Raw genomic sequence first — 18,142 nt, 5'->3', positions numbered from 1 at the left:
CTTCTCTCTCTTAATAAGTTCTCTCTCAAACTTTTCTGGGTCATATATACTCTCTCTCAACAGTCCTTACACTCTCAAACTATATGCATAAAGGGCATTCCTGGCGACGGCTAGTGAATGCCCTTTATGTTTTATATGAGAAAATACTCTCTTGCATTGTAAAGTATGGCGTACTATAATAGGTTCATCAAAAATCAATTTTATAAAATTGATTTTTATTAAATCATTAAGAAATGATATAAGGAGATACTCATGAATTTTTCAAAATATAAAAAATCAATTATTGCCTGTGTGCTAGCTCTTGGTATTGGTGTAGGTGGTGGATACTATTTCTTTGGTAGTCCTGTGACACATCAAACAACTGTGCGAGAGCAAACAAAACAAACTAAGCCTATTACAGATGCACGTAATACATATGTAGTTCAAGCTGCTAAGGAATCTGGTCCTGCTGTAGTGGGTATTACTACACAAGTTTTCCAAAAGGATATTTTTAACCGCACCATTTATGCTGGAGAAGGTGTAGGCTCTGGTGTATTAATCGATAATGATGGCCATATTGTAACAAATAACCACGTTGTAGCAGGTGCTAAAAATGGACAAGTTACAGTATCTTTGTCTAATGGTTCTACCGTAACAGGTACCGTTATCGGTACAGATGCTCAAACAGACTTAGCTGTTGTTAAAATTGATCCACCAAAGGATATTCAACCTATAAAAATTGGGGACTCTGATTCCTTACAAGTAGGGGAACCGGCTATCGCCATTGGCAATCCTTTAGGCCTAGAGTTTAAAGGCTCTGTTACATTTGGTGTAATCAGTGCGTTAGCACGTACTATCGATGATCAAGGTCAACGCTTCCCATTGATCCAAACAGATGCAGCTATTAACCCAGGTAACTCTGGCGGTGCTCTCATCAATGCAGATGGTGAATTGATTGGTATTAATAGCTCTAAGATTTCTAAAGAAGGCGTTGAAGGTATGGGCTTTGCCATTCCAATCAACTCCGCTATGACAGTTGTAGACTCTATTATTAAGAATGGTAAGGTTGTGCGTCCTTATATTGGTGTATGGGCTGTGGATCGTCAAACAGCAGCGCGTAACAATGTAAGTTATGAAGGCGAAGGTCTTCTCATCGTTCAACTTGATGCGAATGGTCCTGCTGCACAGGCTGGTTTAGTAGAAGGGGATACTATAGCTCAAATTGATGGTAAGGATATTAGTACATTGTTAGAATTAAAAGAGCAAATCGATGCTAAGAGCCCTGGTGATACAGTTTTGGTATCTTATACTCATAACGGTAAAATGAAGAGCACACAGCTTAAATTAGGACAAGCATCTTCCAATTAAATACAGGCTATTTAAGATACGTGAAGTCTCTTTATCCTGAATAGAAAATCCTCATCCTTTGGATGAGGATTTTCTTGTGTGAGATGATATTTGGGATGCATTTCAATATAAATAACTTAAAATTAGTATAATTTTGAAAATATTTTTATCTCTATAAACCTAGAGTTTATCTATCTTTATTAGGTATGAAAATAACAAAAATTAGTTTTGTAAAATATATTTTTAACAAGGTACCTTGCAATACGATGTACCTTGTGTTATTATGTATTTGTCAGTACATGATAGTGACCGTAAGAGAGCTTTCGCATTGGCAGGCAAGCACGGCCTAAAAGGGAGGAACTATGCAAGTTCAATTAAAAAAAGGTGTTATGGATATGCTAGTGCTAGCATTACTAACACAAACTGATCGTTACGGGTATGAAATTGTAAGCACTATTTCAGAATATATTGAAATTTCTGAAGGAACAATTTACCCATTATTTAACAGATTGAAAAAAGAAAAGTATGTTGAAACATATTTAAAAGAGTCCTCTACAGGACCGTCTCGAAAATATTACCACATCACTGATGATGGACGTGCCGCATATAATAAGATGCGCCAAGAATGGGATGAATTTTCTGGTGTAATCAACATCCTGTTGAAAGGAGTCGACTATAATGAACAAAAATAGCTTTTTAGAGGCATTGCGCAATATATTCAAGAAGGCCCGTGTTGCCGATGTAGAAAGTATTATAGAAGTTTATGAAGAGCATTTTGCTGTAGGTTATGAAAGAGGACTTACGGATAGCGAAATTATTAAATCTTTGGGGACCCCAGAGGAAATCTATGCATCCTATGTAGAGGCAGGCATTATTACAGATACAACTAGCCAAGATGGTGGTGAAAGTAAATCTGTTAATATGCAAGCAATCTATGCAAGATTTGATGATTATAAAGAACGCTTATTACCACAATTACCAGGTATGGCTAAAAAAGCATCCAAAACATTGTTATCTATTGGAAGTGCTTTGTCATATATCGTAGGAGTTTTAATATTTATTATTACGCCAGCTATCCTATATTTACTTGGAAGCTCATGGCAACCGTTTGAGAATGTAACGGCATTTCCTGCATTATCATTAGTAACTTTAGTTGCACTTGGTGGTATAGGTCTCTTTGGGGGCCTTACATGTATCTTTGTTGGTGTTGAACTTCGTGGTGTACGCGAACGTTATTTCAGCAATGTGGATTAAGGAGGACCTATGAGACGAATTATAATTGCAGCAATTCTAACAGTAATCTGTGCTGTTGGGGCCGGTACATCGTTTGCGGTAAATGATTTACCTAATTTCGGTGAGTGGATGAAAACGAATGAACAACAGTTTAGAAAACCACATAGACATGATGGTCCTAATCAGTATATGGATAAACATATGATGGATGGAAATAATCATATGATGCCTCAAGATGGTATGGGGCCAAATAATGGCCAACATATGCATCAAAATGGTCAAAATCAAATGATGCCTCAAGATGGTATGGGACCAAATAATGGCCAGCATATGAACTCAAATGGTCAAATGCCTCCGCAAGGTCAAATGCCTATGCAAGGCCAACCACCTCAACAACCTAATGGTAATGCACCACAACAACAAGCTGATCAAGGTGCACCACAAACTACACAAAACTAAAGATACTTTACGAATCCATTTCTCTCATACAATTATAGAGAGCGTGGTCATGAAAGTGCATTCATGGCCACCGTAGAGCCACACACTCTATGTGATACATTCGTATCAGAATCTCTCTCTTACACACAATAACTACACACAAACAAAAAGAGCTCCTCATTGAAGGAGCTCTTTTTGTATCTGTTTATAAATGTTCATTGTATTTGATAGGTTAAGGATATTTTTATTAACTTAGATATGTAAAAGAAAAGACCTATGCATAGGCATAGGTCTTTAGTAATTTATTTGATGTGTTTAGAACCACGTTCTGTCATAGCTACGCCGTCTTTACAAAGAGGGCATTCTTCAGGTTGATATGTAGGAACTTCAAGGTTAAGCAATGCTTGTACTTTTTCGTGAGGTACGCCAAATTCTGCTTTGCCACCAGAACGGTTAACAAGAAGGCCTACACCTACGATTTCACCACCAGATTGGTTTACAACGTTTACTACTTCTTGTACAGAACCACCAGTAGTTACGATGTCTTCAACGATAAGCACGCGTGTGCCTGGTTCGATTTTGAAACCACGGCGCAATGTCATAACACCTTTTTCACGTTCTGTGAAGATAGCGCGTGTACCAAGAGCTTTACCTACTTCGTGAGCTAGTAAGATACCACCAGTCATAGGTCCGATAACGAGTTCTACATTTTGATCGCGAAAGCGTTCAGCTAATTCTTTACAAAGAGTTTCAGTGTATTTTGGATGTTGCAATACATTGAATTTTTCAACGTACATTGGGCTGTGGAGTCCAGATGTCAAAAGGAAGTGACCTTCTAAAATAGCTTGAGTGTCGATAAGTAATTGTTTTACTTCTTGTTCTGTCATCATTTGGATACATTCTCCATTTCTTCAATAATTAAACGAACTGCTTCACGAGGATTTTCAGCCTGTGTAATAGGACGGCCAATAACGAGGCGAGATGCGCCATCTTGTAATGCACCAGCAGGTGTAGCAATACGTTTTTGGTCGTTTGTTGCTGCAAAGGATGGGCGAATACCAGGTGTTACGATGAGGAAGTCATCACCACATGCTTCGCGGATCATCTTAGCTTCTAATGCAGAACATACAACGCCATCCATGCCGCATTCTTTAGCTAGTTTTGCTAAACGAATAACTTGGTCGGAAATAGGCAATTGACCACCAGTTGCAGTCCAAGCTTCATCATCAAAGCTTGTTAATACAGTGATTGCCAATAATTTAGTGCGTTCCACACCCAATTGTTCAGCTGTTTCACGGGCAGCCTGTACAGCGGCTTTCATCATAACTGGACCACCTTGACCATGCATAGTGATTAAGTTAGCCCCTAAACGTGTTAGGGAAGACACGCCATGTGCCACTGTATTAGGAATATCATGCAATTTCAAATCAAGGAATACTTGTTTGTTTTGCTCTTGTAAATAGCGAACTGTTTGCTCTCCTTCGGCGTAGAATAGCTCCATGCCGACCTTGTAAAAGCTAACCGCATCACCAAGGGATGTTACGATTTCTTTCATCGCATCCATAGTGGACACATCAAGGGCAACGATTAATCTGTCATCTGCCATCTTGCAACCTCCATACTACATATATATCTAAATAATTTTCACATACAGAGGGCATATCTGTCAATTAAATTTGATGTGAAAGAGGTGACTAATAGTCACCGTTGAATAGTAGATTATAGATTGTTTCATGCTATAATAAATGAAGAAAATGAATACAATTCTTATATATAAATTTTGAAACATATAGATTTGAAAGGAGTCCTATGTTAGATTTTGTTGCATTAGACTTTGAAACAGCTAATAAATTTAAAAATAGTGCGTGCTCCTTAGCGGTTATTACCGTAAAGGATGGACAGATTACTAAAAAGGCGTACAGCCTTATCAAACCACCGTTCATGAGTTTTGATGATGAATGCATTGAAATTCATGGCATTCAACCAAAGGATGTTATCCATGAGAAAACCTTTGATCAATTGTGGAACGCTATCTACGAAAATCATTTAAAAGGCAATATCATGGTAGCTCACAACGCAAAATTCGATATGAATGTATTGCGTGCTACACTGGATTATTATAAAATTCCTTGGCCAGAGCTAGATTATGCATGTACTGTGAAACTTTCACGTGCTGTATGGCCAGATTTAGTAAACCATAAGCTAAATACGATGGCTGCATACATTGGCGTCGAATTTAAACATCACTATGCATTAGATGATGCGGAAACATGTGCTAAGGTTGTACTAGAGGCTGCTAAGGCTAAGGGCGTTAATAGCTTGCCAGATTTGTTGAAGGCTACAGGTGTACCACTAGAACCATTTATTGATGACAAAAATCGCGCTGCTCAAGAGGCTTTACATAAGGAACCTGAGCCAGAGCAAATGTCATTCTTTTAGTAAGGAGAGACACTATGTTAGGTAAAGAATTATTATCTTATGTGGATCATACACTATTGCGTCCTACAGCTACATGGGAGGATATTAAAGAAATTTGTGATGCCGGCGTAGCCTATAAAACAGCATCTGTTTGCATTCCACCAGATTTTGTGGCTTCTGCTCATGAAGCGTATCCAGACCTCAATATTTGCACTGTTATTGGGTTCCCTTTAGGCTATGAAACGACTGAAGTTAAGGTGGCTGAAACAAAACAAGCCCTCGGAGAAGGGGCCTCTGAAATTGATATGGTCATCAATCTAGGCAATGTAAAACAAGGGGATTTTGATGCGGTTACCGGTGAAATTAAAGCGCTTAAAGCAGCTTGTGGAGATAAAATCTTAAAGGTTATTATTGAAACTTGTTACCTTACTGATTCTGAAAAGATAGCTCTCTGTAAATGCATTACGGATGGTGGTGCTGACTATATCAAAACATCTACAGGTTTTGGTAGCAGTGGGGCTAGTATTGAAGATATTCAACTCTTTAAGAAACACATCGGCCCTAATGTAAAAATTAAGGCTGCTGGCGGCATTCGTTCTATCTCTGATATGAAAGCCTATATTGCAGAAGGTTGCAGCCGTATTGGCGCCAGTGCGGCAGTAGAACTACTTAAAGATTATTTAGACGAAGAAGTGTAATAGAAAACCACCTAGGCAGTGCTTAGGTGGTTTCTTAGAATGGCGGTATAACCATGCGCATGTATGATATTATTCTAAAAAAACGTTCTAATTTACCATTAACAGATGAGGAAATCCGCTTTGTCATTTCTGGCTATGTAAATGGCGAAATTCCAGACTATCAAGTGAGTGCCTTATTGATGACCATTGTATTTAATGGGATGAATGCTCGTGAACTAGGTACATTGACATTGGCGATGGCCCAGTCGGGGCATATGGTAGATTTATCCGATATTGATGGGATAACAGTAGATAAGCATAGTACCGGTGGTGTAGGGGACAAGACAACCCTTATCATAGGGCCTTTGGTGGCTGCTTGTGGCGGCAAGGTGGCGAAAATGTCGGGCCGTGGCCTAGGTCATACGGGAGGCACTATCGATAAGATGGAATCCATACCAAATCTAAAGGTATCCTTGGACCAAGAAGCCTTTATTAATCAAGTTAATACAATAGGCTTAGCTGTAATCGGACAATCTGAAGGTTTGGCACCAGCAGATAAAAAACTCTATGCCTTGCGAGACGTAACGGGTACCGTAGATAGTATTCCTCTCATAGCATCTTCTGTAATGAGTAAAAAATTAGCTTCTGGGGCACAAGCGATCTTACTAGATGTAAAGGTTGGCAGTGGCGCTTTTATGAAAACCTTAGACGATGCTCGTGCATTGGCTAAAGCAATGGTAGATATTGGTAAGGAAAATGGCCGCTCTGTTAAGGCTGTTTTAACCGATATGGATAGACCACTAGGTCATGCCATTGGCAATGCTTTGGAAATTCGAGAGGTTATTGATACATTGAAAGGGCATGGCCCACAGGATTTAACACATGAATGTCTTATCATGGCTGCCCACATGCTCGTATTGAGTCATATATGTGACTATGAAACCGCTCTCAGTCGCGTGCAAGAGGCCCTTAATTTGGGATCAGCTCTTGAACGATTGCGCATGATGATTGATGCTCAAGGTGGAGACAGCCGAGTTCTTGATGATGAAAGCTTATTAGCCATTGGCAAATTCACTTATGATGTGACAGCGCCTCAAGATGGTTACATTACACACATGAATACAGAACAATGTGGGATTGCATCTGTTATGCTTGGAGCTGGTCGCACTGTTAAGGATGGACCTATTGATTATAGTGCAGGTATTATTATGCACAAAAAAACTGGTGATGCCATTACTGAAGGTGAAAGTATAGCGACCTTGTATGCCTCTGATGAAAGCTTACTTGCTAATGCTGGTAAAACATATTTAGAGGCCATAACCTTTGGCAAAACTGCACCAATTGTAGTGGATACGATTCTTGATATGGTGGAATGAGGAAATCCATATGATAGAAAAGGAAACTTATATGATGGAACAGGAAATTCAAAAGCTTATTGACCGTGCTATAGTAGCTCGAGAGAAATCCTATAGTCCGTACTCCCATTTTGGTGTAGGTGCAGCCCTTGTATGTGAGGATGGGAGTATCTATGAAGGCTGTAATATTGAAAATGCTTCCTATGGCTTAACGAATTGTGCAGAACGAACTGCTATATTTAAAGCTGTGTCAGAAGGGTATACAAAATTTAAGGCCCTTGCCGTAGTTGCTGATACGGAAGGACCTTGTGCACCCTGTGGCGCTTGTCGCCAGGTGATTTCTGAATTTGAAATACCACAGATTATCTTGGCTAATCTAAAAGGCAATTATAGAGTCGTTGATCTTGATGAATTATTGCCATTTAGATTTGGCGCTGATAGTTTATAGTAAAAAAAGAGACCACATATGTGGTCTCTTTTACTTTATACCTTAGAATGCAGGAACAACTGCACCTTTGTATTTTTCTTCAATGAATTTTTTGATTTCAGGGCTATGAAGTGCGTCCATTAATTTTTTGATGCGAGGATCGCTTTCGTTACCTTTAAGTACAGTAACGATGTTTACGTAAGGGGAATCTTTGGATTCGATTGCCAATGCATCTTTACCAGGGTTAAGACCTGCATTCAATGCAAAGTTAGTGTTGATAGCTGCTAAAGCAACATCATCAAGAGAACGAGGTACTTGAGCTGCTTCTAATTCAACGAATTGGTAACCATTAGGGTTGGAAGCGATATCTTGAACTGTAGATAAGATATTGCTGGAGTCTTTCAATGTGATAAGACCTTCTTTTTGCAATAACAATAATGCACGACCGCCGTTTGTAGGGTCATTAGGGATAGCGATTTTAGCGCCTTTAGGAAGATCTTTCAAATCTTTGATTTGACGGGAATATAAGCCCATTGGTTCAAGATGAACACCACCAGCAGATACTAATGGAAGGTTATGAGCTTTTGCGAATTCATCCATGTAAGGTACATGTTGGAAGAAGTTTGCATCGATTTCTTTATCACCCAAAGCAAGGTTTGGTGTGTTGTAATCAGTGAATTCAGTGATTTGTAAATCAATACCATCTTTTGCCAAGATAGGTTTAACTTGTTCCAAGATTTCTGCGTGAGGTACTGCTGTAGCACCGATTTTTAATACTTGCTTGCCATTGCTAGCAGCTTGTTTGCTGTTGTCGTTACCGCAACCTGCGATTAGTAAAGCACCGCCAAGGATTACAGTAGCCGCTAATGCTAAAAATTTTCTCATTAGACACACTCCTTTTACAATTAGTTCATATAAAATATTACATTAATAGTACTAAATTATTTCCTATCTATCAAGAAGGAATTATTGTGAGTTCTCCATAGCTTAAAGTTATAGCAAAAAGAGATTTTCAAACTAACATCTATAAAACATTGTTAAAGTTTGAAAATCTCTCTTTATTTTATGTAATTGTATGTCGTGTGTGTACGTATTGGTAAATACTTATTTGCCAATAATTAAACCTATGGACCACATGATTTGGTAAATCATAGCTGCCCCTGCAGTTGTGCCCATAGCCTTGTCTAGTAGGAATTCATCTGTTTTAGTACTTAAGGTGTGTACAGTTTTGAAAGCTAGTGGTGCTGCGAAGAAGGCTAATAGGGAGAACCATGTCATGTGACCTACGATGATCCATGCAAGGATCCAAATGAAGTTGAATAGGTAGGTTATGCTCATTAAACTGAGAGCGCGTTCTCGGCCCAAAACGATTGGTAATGTACGACGACCGTGACTTTCATCATTTCTAATATCACGAATGTTATTAGTGAGCATAATGGAGCCAACAAGTAATGTAGATGGAATAGCAGGTATCAATAAGGCTGAGGATAAGTCACGTGTCCATGCGTATCCTGTAATGAGTACGATAGCAAACCCCATAGCGATGCCAGAGGAAATTTCCCCAAATGGTGTACGGGAAATTGGTTTTGGACCACCAGAATAGAGGAAGCTAATTAGAATGCAAAGAAAACCCGCTGGAATATAGTACCAAGTGATGGTGGCCGATAGGTAAAGACCGATGATAATAGGTACCACCATGAGTACCTTGATCATGGTAACGATGAGCTCTGGTGTAATGGCACCGCGCGTAATAGAACCCGCATTACCAACCTTTTGGCCCGCATCGAGACCAGATTTGAAATCTTTATATTCATTCCATAAATTAGCTACAATTTGAGCTATTACAACGGCTAAAAATATTAAAACCGTATGGAAAATGGCAAGACCTGTGCCGTGAGTAGCACCAAATGCATAATAGCTAAAGGCTGCCCCTAAAATGGTAGGCCCTAAAGCCGCAGCTAATGTACGAGGCCTAGTGAGTGGAATTATTTCTTGTATCATAATAAAAGCACACCAAGTGTGCACTCCTTTCTATTTCTCATACCCTATGTTTACATATCTATTTAAGTATTGTATAGCAGAACTGAAAGGTTGTAAATTAGACTATACAGTTATACATCTCCATATAGTATAATAATTAGTATATGCAGTATAGATTATCTTTTTGAAATCTTTATGGATGCAATATGGATTATGAATATAATCTGTATACGAATGTATTGTTAAATCGTGAGGTGTCTTATGAGAGCTCTCAACAAAAAAATGATGACATTGGCTTGTGCCACATGCTTGACTATTGGCATGGGCGCAGTGGCATGTGCGGATACAGTAGATTTAGGCTATGGTTTATATGGCAGTACGTCTCCTACGGTGAAGGCTGTAGAGGTCATGCGTGTTCCTACGGATGCACAGCTACGGAATAATGAGCAAAGCCAAATAATTTCAGTGGCAAATAAAGCGGCTGTTGATGCTGTTAATGCTAGTTTGAAATTGCAAGTACCGGTACAGGTTGAACCTATGAAGGGTGATGTGTTAGATGGATTTTCCGTCTATCAATTGCAAGGAACCGATAAACAAGGTCACCATGTAGGTCAGTTAGTCGTTGTAGACTATTCTAAAAACGCGATAGATCAAGTAATTGGCATGAATAAAACCATCTTAGAAAAGGTTCCAGATGCAGAAAAAGCTGCAATAAAAAGCTCTATCTCTAAATATGTAGATTCCTATTCTAAAGAGAAGGCTCAACAACAATTACAAGGCCTGAAAAGCAATACTATTGAAGGTGCTAAATTAGCTAAAGCTCTAAAAACGATAAATGATAAGTTGCCTTCTCAAATTATGGGTGCCTTTGATAAAATGCTTGCTACAGAAAAGAATTTATCTCCTAAAAGTAAAGAAGAGCTCCGTTCCTATGTAGACTTTATGGCAAAACAAGTGAGCCTAGATGCAACTCATGTAGGATATAAATCTGTTCAAACACGTTATGGTACGGCTGTGACAGGCGATTTACGTGGTAGTCTAAAATATGATGGCTTTAGAAATAGTGATTCCTTAATTGGTTATGCTGTTCCTACAGATAAAGGTATATCTTTACAACTTTTAATGTCTGATGACTCTAGCTATGATTATTGGGCTAAAGAGTTGAATCATATGTATCAAACACAATCTCTCAAGGGAGGTAAATAATATGAAATCTTTGAAAGTCTTGGCTTGTGCAGCTTGCCTAGTGGGTACTGTATCTGGCGTAGGTTTCGCTAAGGATGTACAAACCATTGCAGGGTCCATGGTAGTGCCTAACAATGTAACTGTTGTTTCTGCATCCAAAACAAATACACGTGATTTTGTAGAAAAACAATTAAATGAGGAATCTTCAAAATCTTCGATGGCGAATATGATGGCAAAGGAGTTTTTCCAAAACTTTGGCACTACTTTTGATGTATACCAATTACAAGGGGCCGATAAAACAGGTCAAAAGGATGCATTTGTAGTAGCGGTAGATGTTAAACAAATTGCGCAAAAAGTAGCTAAAGATAAGGCTAATGACCCTATGTTTGTAGCTGCAATGGCAGCTCTTGATAAAGGTCAAATTGACCCTGTTACAGAGCAACTCATGCTAGGTGCCATTAATAAGCAAATTCCCACAACTACAACTGTAGTTCCTTTAAATGATCCGAAACGCTATGCTAATCTTAAGACTCGGTCAGGTGAATTACTTATAAAACCTAGAACGCTAACTGTAGAAAATGCAGAACAAGTACATCCTGTGGCAGGCACTAAATATCAAACTTATGCAGCAAGCTCTCGCTTATTATATGCGGATGGAGATGTTCAAACTCCGCTCTATGCAAATGCTGCATTTGTGTTGAAGCCAGGTAAACCGGTACTATACGTAGGTGTAACTACTGATGTACAACGGGATTATTTCAAAACGATATTTGACAATGCCTTCAAATCTATTAAATAATTTGTTATAGATATACTTTCACAGAGTATGTCATATACAAGGTAATTACTAATGTGAGTATGGCGGCATTAGCATAATCTATATTATTTTTAATTATATTTTTAAAGGAGAATTATCATGAAAACAATTTTCACAGACAAAGCACCAGCAGCAGTAGGTCCTTATTCTCAAGCTAAAGTAGTAAACGGTTTATTATTTGCTTCTGGTCAAATTCCACTCGATCCTGCAACTGGTTCCATTGTTGCAGGTGGTATCGTAGAGCAAACTGAACAAGTATGCAAAAACATTGATGCTGTATTGGCTGAAGCAGGTTCTGACTTCTCCGAAGTTATTAAAACAACTTGTTTCTTGGCTGATATCGCTGACTTCAAAGCATTCAACGAAGTGTATGCTAAATATTTCACTTCTAAACCAGCTCGCTCTTGCGTAGCAGTAAAAGATCTTCCATTGGGTGCTTTGGTAGAAGTGGAAATTATTGCGGAAGTATAAGATGGATTATATTTCCTTATTACAATCAGAGATGCGTCCTGCCTTCGGGTGCACTGAGCCAATTGCATTGGCTTATGCGGCTGCGAAGGCAGTCTCTGTTTTAGATGAGTTTCCTAACCATATTCACGCACGATGCAGCGCGAATATCATAAAAAATGTAAAATCCGTAGTTATTCCTAACTCTGGTGGTCGAAAAGGCCTTCAAGCGGCTACTACCCTTGGTGCCATCGTCGGTCACCCTGAGCGTGAGCTAGAGGTATTAGAATCTGCTACAGATGAAGATCGTAAATGGCTTGGCACATTGCTAGATGCTAACTTCTGTACAGTATCACTTGCGGAAGGCGTAGATAATCTTTATATCGAAATCACTGCAGAAACAGATGAACATACAGCGGTGGTTCGCATTGAAAACGACCATACAAATGTAACCTATGTAGCTGTAGATGGTGAGGTTGTGTCTGAAACGATCAATGAAATCAAGAAGGCTGCAAAGACAGAATATGCTATGACCTTTGATAGCATTTACGAATTTGCAAAGTCTGCAGATATTTCTGGTATCATTCCTCAAATCAAACAGCAAGTAGAATACAATACAGCTATTTCCCGAGAAGGTTTGTCTAATGATTATGGCTCCAATATTGGACAGCTCTTATTGTTGGATGAAGAAAATCCGTCTCTTGAAACGAAATGTAAGGCTCGTGCAGCGGCTGGATCCGATGCACGTATGAGTGGGTGCCCATTGCCTGTAGTTATCTGCTCTGGCTCTGGTAACCAAGGCTTAACCGTGTCCGTACCTATCATTACAACTGCTGAGGAACTTGGTAAAAGTGATGATGAATTGTACCGTGCCCTTGTTTTCGCTAACTTGTTAACGCTTTACGTTAAATCTGGTATTGGTAAACTATCCGCCTACTGCGGCGTTGTATCTGCTGGTGTAGTTAGTGTAGCAGGCATTGCCTTCTTGAAAGGCGATAGCAAAGATATTATCGAGAATACTCTTGTGAATGGTCTTGCTAGCATATCTGGTATTGTATGCGATGGCGCGAAACCATCCTGCGCAGGTAAAATTGCTATCTCCCTTGATGGCGCGTTCATGGGCTATAAACAAGCCCGTCTTAACAAGAACTACCAAAAAGGCGATGGCCTTGTAGCATACTCCGTTGATGATACCATTCGTAGTATCGGTACTGTGGCTCAAGGTATGAAAGAAACGGATATAGTAATCTTGAATGAAATGCTTAAACATTAAAATATACAGTGTGTAGCTGAAAATAAAAGAACCCTTCATCTGAAGGGTTCTTTTTGTTTATTGTAATTTTTTAGGATCTTTTAATAGCAATGATGCCCCAAGTCCCCCTATTAGGAATGGTACGAGTGTCATCATAGCAACCGGTAGGGAGTAGGTATCTGCTAGGTTACCCACAACAGGTGCGATAACACCACCGATGGTTTGGCTTACGCCAAGGGTAATGCCTGATGCAAAGCCTATACTTTTAGCAAGATAGGTTTGGCCTAGTACGATAACTGGGCTGTAGCTAATTGCTTTGGCAGCACCAATCATGAGTAGTAGGAGATAGCCTACAGGTAGCATGATAAGTGGCGAGAAATTAGGAACTTCTGTTAATAGGAACATAGCCGGTAACCAAACTAACAGGGATAGTCTAATGATCTTAATAGGACCAAATTTATCACCTAATAGACCACCGATGTATGTCATGAAGATACCGATACTAAAGAATACGGTTAACGCAAAGCTGCCTTGTTCTGGGCTGGTACCGAGTTCGCGAGTCCAGAAGATAGGAATGAACGCATTGATAACGCGGAAGTTTACTGACTGGCTTAGGATGATAATGAACAAGATACCAAAGTATTTCCAATAGTTTTTGAGTGGTTTTGCCGCTACAGCCGGATTTTCTGTAGCTACTGCTTGATCGATGGTACGCGCATGCGCTACGATGTGAGGCATGAGGGCGAATAGGCCGGTAAATATAATAATGCCTGCTACTGTAAAAGCAGCTAGTCCATGTGGACCTACTGTGTAGGCGATGGCCCCTGCAAAGAGTGGACCAAAGGCAAAGCCAGAACTGCCACCAATGGCAAAGGTACCCATGGCTTTACCTTTCTTGCCACCACCGAGGCGGTTCATAATTTTAGCGCCTTCTGGATGGAAGATAGAGGAACCTACACCAGCTAAGGTGGCGCAAACAAGGAGGCTTTCATAAGAGGTAACAAAGCCCATCATACCTGTACTACAGGCGGATAATAAAACACCAAAGGCAATGAGCCGCGGCTGATTGATCTTGTCTGAAATATAGCCTAATAATGGCTGTAATAATGAAGATAATGCTGTATTAGCTAAGATGAGAAAACCTGCCTGCTCCAAGCTCAGCCCATAGGTATAAATGAACAGTGGTAAGAGGGCAGGCAACACACTTTGACAAGAGTCATTAATCATATGACTCAATGTGATGAGATAAGGGTAATATTTTTTCATAGTAGTAGCCTCTTTACAAAAAAAGCGCTAACCATGGTTAGCGCTTTATATAGTTTAGTTGGCAGAGGAGGAGGGATTTGAACCCCCGCGCCGGTTGCCCGACCTACCGCATTTCGAGTGCGGACCCTTCAGCCTCTTGGGTACTCCTCCGTGCTTTACGGCGCTCCTTAAAGAAGTCTTTCATGATTTGGCTACATTCATCACCAAGCACACCAGATGCTAGTTCAGGTTCATGATTTAAACCTGGGTGAGAGAGCACATTGAATAGCGATTCTACGGCGCCTCCTTTGTAATCACTTGCACCATATACAACGCGATCAATACGACTGTTGATAATGGCTCCAGCGCACATCGGACACGGCTCTATCGTAACATACAGGGTACAACCAGTCAACCGCCAGCGCTTGAGGACATCGCATGCTTCGCGGATTACGAGGACCTCTGCATGAGCCGTTGCATCATGGTCGAGTTCACGACGATTGTGATGGCGTGAAACGATGGTATTGTCTTTTACGAGAATGGCACCGATAGGGATTTCTCCAAGGTCATAAGCCTTGCGCGCTTCTTCCATAGCAATAGCCATAAAATATTCGTCGCGAGAGCGTTCATCCATATTTTCAATGTCTACAGTAATGTCTTTTGTCATTGGCATACCTCTTCATGTATAATATCTTACATAAAGTCTATCACAGTGTACGCAGTTATGCGAATAGATTATATGGGGGAATTATGGATATTATATGGTATATGTTTGATATGATTGGTACTATTGCCTTTGCTGTATCCGGTGCGCTTGTTGGGGTAGCTCGGAAGATGGATATCTTTGGTATGGCCGTATTGGCGTTGGCTACGGCTATCGGCGGCGGTATTGTACGGGATGTATTACTCGGTTATTTCCCGCCGAACTCACTGCGAAATGTAGTGTACGTAACGGTTGTCTTAGCTGTAACAGTTATCGTGTTCTTGATTTATAATAGCCGATACCGCAAGCATGCGATGGGGCCTCGTAGTCGTGCTAGTTATTTATTAGCCGATGCATTAGGGTTAGCATCATTTACCGTAACAGGCGCTTCTGCAGGCTTTAAACTCTATCCTGAGTTACCTATCTTTATTGTGCTTTTAGGTACGATAACCGCAGTAGGTGGCGGTATTATCCGAGATATGCTAGCACAGCGCATTCCATCTGTTTTAAAAGAGGATGTATATGCATTGCCTAGTATTATTGGCGGCATTGTTTACTATCTAATGGTTACATCTAGTTGGGAGAGTGCCGCTGTTTATGGTGCTTTCACAGTGGTACTCATTATTCGTCTGTTAGCCATCAAGTACAATTGGAGTCTACCTAAGGTAGGGAAAACCAAGCCAGTTGCGAAATAATAGTCAAATGATATAATTATACTATTGAGCATATGAACATTTCATAAAAGTGTCAGAAAAAGAGAGTATTATAAAACAGTTCATTTCGCGAGTAGGGAGTACTCGCTACACAGAAGGAGATTTGATTTATGACGAATAAATGGTTGAAAGTAGCACTTATGGCAGCAGCCATCGCTACTGGTACATCTATTAAAATTGATGCGGAAACCGTGTTGTACGTACCTCAAGATGATCGCCCTGTAAGCTTACAATATACTGTAGATACAGCTCGCGAAGCAGGTATGACTATATTGACACCACCTCAAAATTTGATTTCTGGTAAGAACTACCAAGGTCAAGCGGATCAAATCATGGCTTGGGTTGAACAAAATGCAGGTCGTGCTGATGTGATGGTATTGAGTACAGATACGCTTATTTATGGTGGTCTCGTAGACTCTCGTAAACACAATATTCCACTTTCTACGTTGGAAAGCCGTTTAAAACGTATTGAATCCTTAAAAGCTCGTAATAAAAACGTGCGCATCTATGGCTTCGGTACTGTAATGCGCTCCCCACGTGCTAGTGGTGGCGGCACTGAACCAGCATACTATGCGGAATATGGTCCTACTATCTTCCAAATTGCCGCATTGCAAGATAAATTAGATTCTGGTTCCTTAACACAAGAGGAAACTCAAAAATTGATGAGCCTTCAAGCCTCTGTTCCTATAGAATACCTACAAGACTGGTTTGACCGTCGCCAAAAGAACATGAAAATCAATAAAGAGTTGATTGATGAAACTCGTAGTGGCGTATTCGATTACTTCGCATTGGGCCATGACGATACATCTCAATTGTCCCAATCTGCATTGGAAAGTCGTTACTTAAGTAAATACTCCAAGGACATTCCTGTTGAAAAATATGGTAGCTTCCCTGGTGCTGACCAACTTGGTTTATTGTTGATGGCTCGTTCTCGTACTGATGAAAGTACAGAAAAACCAACATTCTCCGTAATCTATCCACTCGGTGGTGGCGGCAAAACTTTGCCAGGTTACGAAGACCAAACTATTGATAAAACAATTGCGCAACACGTTGAAGCCGTAGGTGGCACAATGGTGACACAAGGCAAACCAACTGTGTTATTAGCAGTAAATACACCACTTACTACAAGTACTGGCGAATCTGAAAGCTTCGAGAACTTCCCGATGATTTCTAATTCTACAAATGCTTTCGTAGATCGCATTCAACAAGCTGTTGATTCTGGCGTAAACGTAAGCGTTGCTGACATTGCTTATAACAATGGTGCGGACAATACATTAGTATCTGCTTTGTATAAACGCGATATGTTATATAAAATCGGTGCGTACAATGGTTGGAATACAGCAAGTAATACGGTAGGCTATGCCATTGCTCAAGGTGTATTGCTCAAAACTATGAGCCCAGAAGGTCATCGCAAGATGTTGACTCAACAATACTTAGATAACTGGGCGTACCAAGCAAATATTCGTAAAGATATTTACCGCATGCAAGATTCTATTCGCACAGATAATGTACGTTATTCTGGCGAGTTAAATGAACGTCTTGAAAGCTACTTAGGCGAACGTATCCAAGACTTCGCTGAAAAATACCTAAAAGTCGACCCTCGTACAGTAAAAGCTACATTCCCTTGGGGCCGTCTATTCGAAACAGATATCACTATTTATGATAAACCAGTGGTACCTCTCGAAAAAGAATTGCGCTTGAAACGTGAAGCAGAGGCAAAAGCAAAAGCTGAAGCAGAAGCTAAGGCTAAAGCAGAAGCAGCCGCTCAAGCAAATGGTCAAGCTGCGCCAGCACAACCTGCTCAACCAGCAAAGACCGGAGCTGCTCAAACTACAGCATCTGTAATTCCAGTAGTAAAACAACCGGCTACAACATCTCAAGGTCCACGCCTTGTGCCAACACCAGCAGTTGTACCTGGTCAATAAT

The 18,142-nt window shown here is 40.2% G+C and carries 20 protein-coding genes and 1 tRNA gene; 14 read left to right on the top strand and 7 right to left on the bottom strand.

Features of this window, described 5'->3' with window-relative positions; all coding sequences use genetic code 11:
* The first annotated feature begins 252 nt into the window (after nt 1-252).
* The 4 genes from ACDF53_RS01485 (at nt 253) to ACDF53_RS01470 (ending at nt 3,018) form a co-directional block, all read left to right on the top strand.
* Entirely contained in the window at nt 253-1,347 is a 1,095-nt protein-coding gene (locus tag ACDF53_RS01485) for a S1C family serine protease (RefSeq protein WP_370815267.1), read from the top strand.
* 341 nt (nt 1,348-1,688) lie between these two features.
* On the top strand, nt 1,689-2,018 hold the full coding sequence (locus tag ACDF53_RS01480) for a PadR family transcriptional regulator (protein ID WP_295275948.1): 330 nt from the start codon (nt 1,689-1,691) through the stop codon (nt 2,016-2,018).
* Entirely contained in the window at nt 2,005-2,580 is a 576-nt protein-coding gene (locus ACDF53_RS01475) for a DUF1700 domain-containing protein (RefSeq protein ID WP_370815266.1), read from the top strand. The genes ACDF53_RS01480 and ACDF53_RS01475 overlap by 14 nt, the downstream gene beginning before the upstream one ends.
* 9 nt (nt 2,581-2,589) lie before the next feature.
* The gene (locus ACDF53_RS01470) at nt 2,590-3,018 is read left to right on the top strand and encodes a transcriptional regulator (RefSeq protein WP_370815265.1); all 429 of its coding nucleotides are present in this window, start codon (nt 2,590-2,592) and stop codon (nt 3,016-3,018) included.
* 281 nt (nt 3,019-3,299) lie between these two features.
* Here ACDF53_RS01470 and pyrE read toward each other — a convergent pair whose 3' ends face one another.
* Both pyrE and pyrF read right to left on the bottom strand, forming a co-directional pair.
* Entirely contained in the window at nt 3,300-3,887 is a 588-nt protein-coding gene (gene pyrE, locus ACDF53_RS01465) for an orotate phosphoribosyltransferase (protein ID WP_370815264.1), read from the bottom strand.
* Nucleotides 3,884-4,603, bottom strand: a complete 720-nt coding sequence (pyrF, locus tag ACDF53_RS01460) for an orotidine-5'-phosphate decarboxylase (RefSeq protein WP_370815263.1) — start codon at nt 4,601-4,603, stop codon at nt 3,884-3,886. The genes pyrE and pyrF overlap by 4 nt, the downstream gene beginning before the upstream one ends.
* Before the next feature lie 203 nt (nt 4,604-4,806).
* Here pyrF and ACDF53_RS01455 point away from each other — a divergent pair, with 203 nt between their 5' ends.
* The 4 genes from ACDF53_RS01455 to ACDF53_RS01440 are packed head-to-tail and all read left to right on the top strand — an operon-like array spanning nt 4,807 to nt 7,895.
* Entirely contained in the window at nt 4,807-5,436 is a 630-nt protein-coding gene (locus ACDF53_RS01455; protein ID WP_119206488.1) for a 3'-5' exonuclease, read from the top strand.
* A 14-nt stretch (nt 5,437-5,450) separates the two neighbouring features.
* Complete coding sequence (gene deoC, locus ACDF53_RS01450; RefSeq protein ID WP_370815262.1) at nt 5,451-6,113, top strand: deoxyribose-phosphate aldolase; 663 nt, start codon at nt 5,451-5,453, stop codon at nt 6,111-6,113.
* A 53-nt stretch (nt 6,114-6,166) separates the two neighbouring features.
* Entirely contained in the window at nt 6,167-7,468 is a 1,302-nt protein-coding gene (locus ACDF53_RS01445; RefSeq protein WP_370815261.1) for a pyrimidine-nucleoside phosphorylase, read from the top strand.
* A gap of 10 nt (nt 7,469-7,478) precedes the next feature.
* Complete coding sequence (locus ACDF53_RS01440) at nt 7,479-7,895, top strand: cytidine deaminase (RefSeq protein ID WP_370815260.1); 417 nt, start codon at nt 7,479-7,481, stop codon at nt 7,893-7,895.
* A gap of 42 nt (nt 7,896-7,937) precedes the next feature.
* Here ACDF53_RS01440 and ACDF53_RS01435 read toward each other — a convergent pair whose 3' ends face one another.
* Both ACDF53_RS01435 and menA read right to left on the bottom strand, forming a co-directional pair.
* Complete coding sequence (locus ACDF53_RS01435; RefSeq protein WP_296006086.1) at nt 7,938-8,759, bottom strand: MetQ/NlpA family ABC transporter substrate-binding protein; 822 nt, start codon at nt 8,757-8,759, stop codon at nt 7,938-7,940.
* A gap of 219 nt (nt 8,760-8,978) precedes the next feature.
* Nucleotides 8,979-9,875, bottom strand: coding sequence for a 1,4-dihydroxy-2-naphthoate octaprenyltransferase (gene menA / locus ACDF53_RS01430; RefSeq protein WP_316061907.1), 897 nt, complete (start codon nt 9,873-9,875; stop codon nt 8,979-8,981).
* Between the two features lie 240 nt (nt 9,876-10,115).
* Between menA and ACDF53_RS01425 the strand changes: the two genes are divergently transcribed.
* The 4 genes from ACDF53_RS01425 (at nt 10,116) to ACDF53_RS01410 (ending at nt 13,576) form a co-directional block, all read left to right on the top strand.
* Nucleotides 10,116-11,060 carry a hypothetical protein gene (locus ACDF53_RS01425; RefSeq protein WP_370815259.1) on the top strand — a complete coding sequence of 315 codons (945 nt, stop codon included), beginning with the start codon at nt 10,116-10,118 and terminating at the stop codon, nt 11,058-11,060.
* A gap of 1 nt (nt 11,061) precedes the next feature.
* Nucleotides 11,062-11,838 (top strand): hypothetical protein, encoded by a 777-nt coding sequence (locus ACDF53_RS01420; protein ID WP_370815258.1) that lies wholly within the window; start codon nt 11,062-11,064, stop codon nt 11,836-11,838.
* A gap of 117 nt (nt 11,839-11,955) precedes the next feature.
* The gene (locus tag ACDF53_RS01415; RefSeq protein ID WP_227721546.1) at nt 11,956-12,327 is read left to right on the top strand and encodes a RidA family protein; all 372 of its coding nucleotides are present in this window, start codon (nt 11,956-11,958) and stop codon (nt 12,325-12,327) included.
* Between the two features lies 1 nt (nt 12,328).
* Nucleotides 12,329-13,576: a serine dehydratase subunit alpha family protein gene (locus tag ACDF53_RS01410; protein WP_370815257.1), complete on the top strand. Its 1,248-nt coding sequence runs from the start codon at nt 12,329-12,331 to the stop codon at nt 13,574-13,576.
* A 57-nt stretch (nt 13,577-13,633) separates the two neighbouring features.
* On the opposite strand, the gene ACDF53_RS01405 is transcribed toward ACDF53_RS01410, so the two are convergent.
* The 3 genes from ACDF53_RS01405 to tadA all read right to left on the bottom strand — a co-directional run bounded on the left by ACDF53_RS01405 (nt 13,634) and on the right by tadA (nt 15,467).
* On the bottom strand, nt 13,634-14,821 hold the full coding sequence (locus ACDF53_RS01405) for an MFS transporter (protein ID WP_370815256.1): 1,188 nt from the start codon (nt 14,819-14,821) through the stop codon (nt 13,634-13,636).
* 59 nt (nt 14,822-14,880) lie between these two features.
* A tRNA-Ser gene (locus ACDF53_RS01400) sits at nt 14,881-14,971 on the bottom strand.
* Entirely contained in the window at nt 14,925-15,467 is a 543-nt protein-coding gene (tadA, locus tag ACDF53_RS01395) for a tRNA adenosine(34) deaminase TadA (RefSeq protein WP_370816182.1), read from the bottom strand. The genes ACDF53_RS01400 and tadA overlap by 47 nt, the downstream gene beginning before the upstream one ends.
* Nucleotides 15,468-15,550: 83 nt before the next feature.
* Here tadA and ACDF53_RS01390 point away from each other — a divergent pair, with 83 nt between their 5' ends.
* Nucleotides 15,551-16,198 (top strand): trimeric intracellular cation channel family protein, encoded by a 648-nt coding sequence (locus tag ACDF53_RS01390; protein ID WP_296006107.1) that lies wholly within the window; start codon nt 15,551-15,553, stop codon nt 16,196-16,198.
* Nucleotides 16,199-16,326: 128 nt separating this feature from the next.
* On the top strand, nt 16,327-18,141 hold the full coding sequence (locus ACDF53_RS01385; RefSeq protein ID WP_370815255.1) for a DUF4127 family protein: 1,815 nt from the start codon (nt 16,327-16,329) through the stop codon (nt 18,139-18,141).
* Nucleotide 18,142: the final 1 nt, after the last annotated feature.

Source organism: Veillonella sp. (assembly GCF_041333735.1).
Classification (GTDB): Bacteria; Bacillota; Negativicutes; order Veillonellales; family Veillonellaceae; genus Veillonella.
The sequence above is the reverse complement of the archived record's forward strand: the minus strand, read 5'-3'. Positions and strand labels throughout refer to the sequence as shown.

Excerpts from the sequence above, each read along its gene's own strand:
- ACDF53_RS01485 (WP_370815267.1), top strand. The coding sequence starts at position 253 with ATGAATTTTTCAAAATATAAAAAATCAATTATTGCCTGTGTGCTAGCT.
- ACDF53_RS01480 (WP_295275948.1), top strand. The coding sequence starts at position 1,689 with ATGCAAGTTCAATTAAAAAAAGGTGTTATGGATATGCTAGTGCTAGCA.
- ACDF53_RS01475 (WP_370815266.1), top strand. The coding sequence starts at position 2,005 with ATGAACAAAAATAGCTTTTTAGAGGCATTGCGCAATATATTCAAGAAG.
- ACDF53_RS01470 (WP_370815265.1), top strand. The coding sequence starts at position 2,590 with ATGAGACGAATTATAATTGCAGCAATTCTAACAGTAATCTGTGCTGTT.
- pyrE (WP_370815264.1), bottom strand. The coding sequence starts at position 3,887 with ATGATGACAGAACAAGAAGTAAAACAATTACTTATCGACACTCAAGCT.
- pyrF (WP_370815263.1), bottom strand. The coding sequence starts at position 4,603 with ATGGCAGATGACAGATTAATCGTTGCCCTTGATGTGTCCACTATGGAT.
- ACDF53_RS01455 (WP_119206488.1), top strand. The coding sequence starts at position 4,807 with ATGTTAGATTTTGTTGCATTAGACTTTGAAACAGCTAATAAATTTAAA.
- deoC (WP_370815262.1), top strand. The coding sequence starts at position 5,451 with ATGTTAGGTAAAGAATTATTATCTTATGTGGATCATACACTATTGCGT.
- ACDF53_RS01445 (WP_370815261.1), top strand. The coding sequence starts at position 6,167 with ATGCGCATGTATGATATTATTCTAAAAAAACGTTCTAATTTACCATTA.
- ACDF53_RS01440 (WP_370815260.1), top strand. The coding sequence starts at position 7,479 with ATGATAGAAAAGGAAACTTATATGATGGAACAGGAAATTCAAAAGCTT.
- ACDF53_RS01435 (WP_296006086.1), bottom strand. The coding sequence starts at position 8,759 with ATGAGAAAATTTTTAGCATTAGCGGCTACTGTAATCCTTGGCGGTGCT.
- menA (WP_316061907.1), bottom strand. The coding sequence starts at position 9,875 with ATGATACAAGAAATAATTCCACTCACTAGGCCTCGTACATTAGCTGCG.
- ACDF53_RS01425 (WP_370815259.1), top strand. The coding sequence starts at position 10,116 with ATGAGAGCTCTCAACAAAAAAATGATGACATTGGCTTGTGCCACATGC.
- ACDF53_RS01420 (WP_370815258.1), top strand. The coding sequence starts at position 11,062 with ATGAAATCTTTGAAAGTCTTGGCTTGTGCAGCTTGCCTAGTGGGTACT.
- ACDF53_RS01415 (WP_227721546.1), top strand. The coding sequence starts at position 11,956 with ATGAAAACAATTTTCACAGACAAAGCACCAGCAGCAGTAGGTCCTTAT.
- ACDF53_RS01410 (WP_370815257.1), top strand. The coding sequence starts at position 12,329 with ATGGATTATATTTCCTTATTACAATCAGAGATGCGTCCTGCCTTCGGG.
- ACDF53_RS01405 (WP_370815256.1), bottom strand. The coding sequence starts at position 14,821 with ATGAAAAAATATTACCCTTATCTCATCACATTGAGTCATATGATTAAT.
- tadA (WP_370816182.1), bottom strand. The coding sequence starts at position 15,467 with ATGACAAAAGACATTACTGTAGACATTGAAAATATGGATGAACGCTCT.
- ACDF53_RS01390 (WP_296006107.1), top strand. The coding sequence starts at position 15,551 with ATGGATATTATATGGTATATGTTTGATATGATTGGTACTATTGCCTTT.
- ACDF53_RS01385 (WP_370815255.1), top strand. The coding sequence starts at position 16,327 with ATGACGAATAAATGGTTGAAAGTAGCACTTATGGCAGCAGCCATCGCT.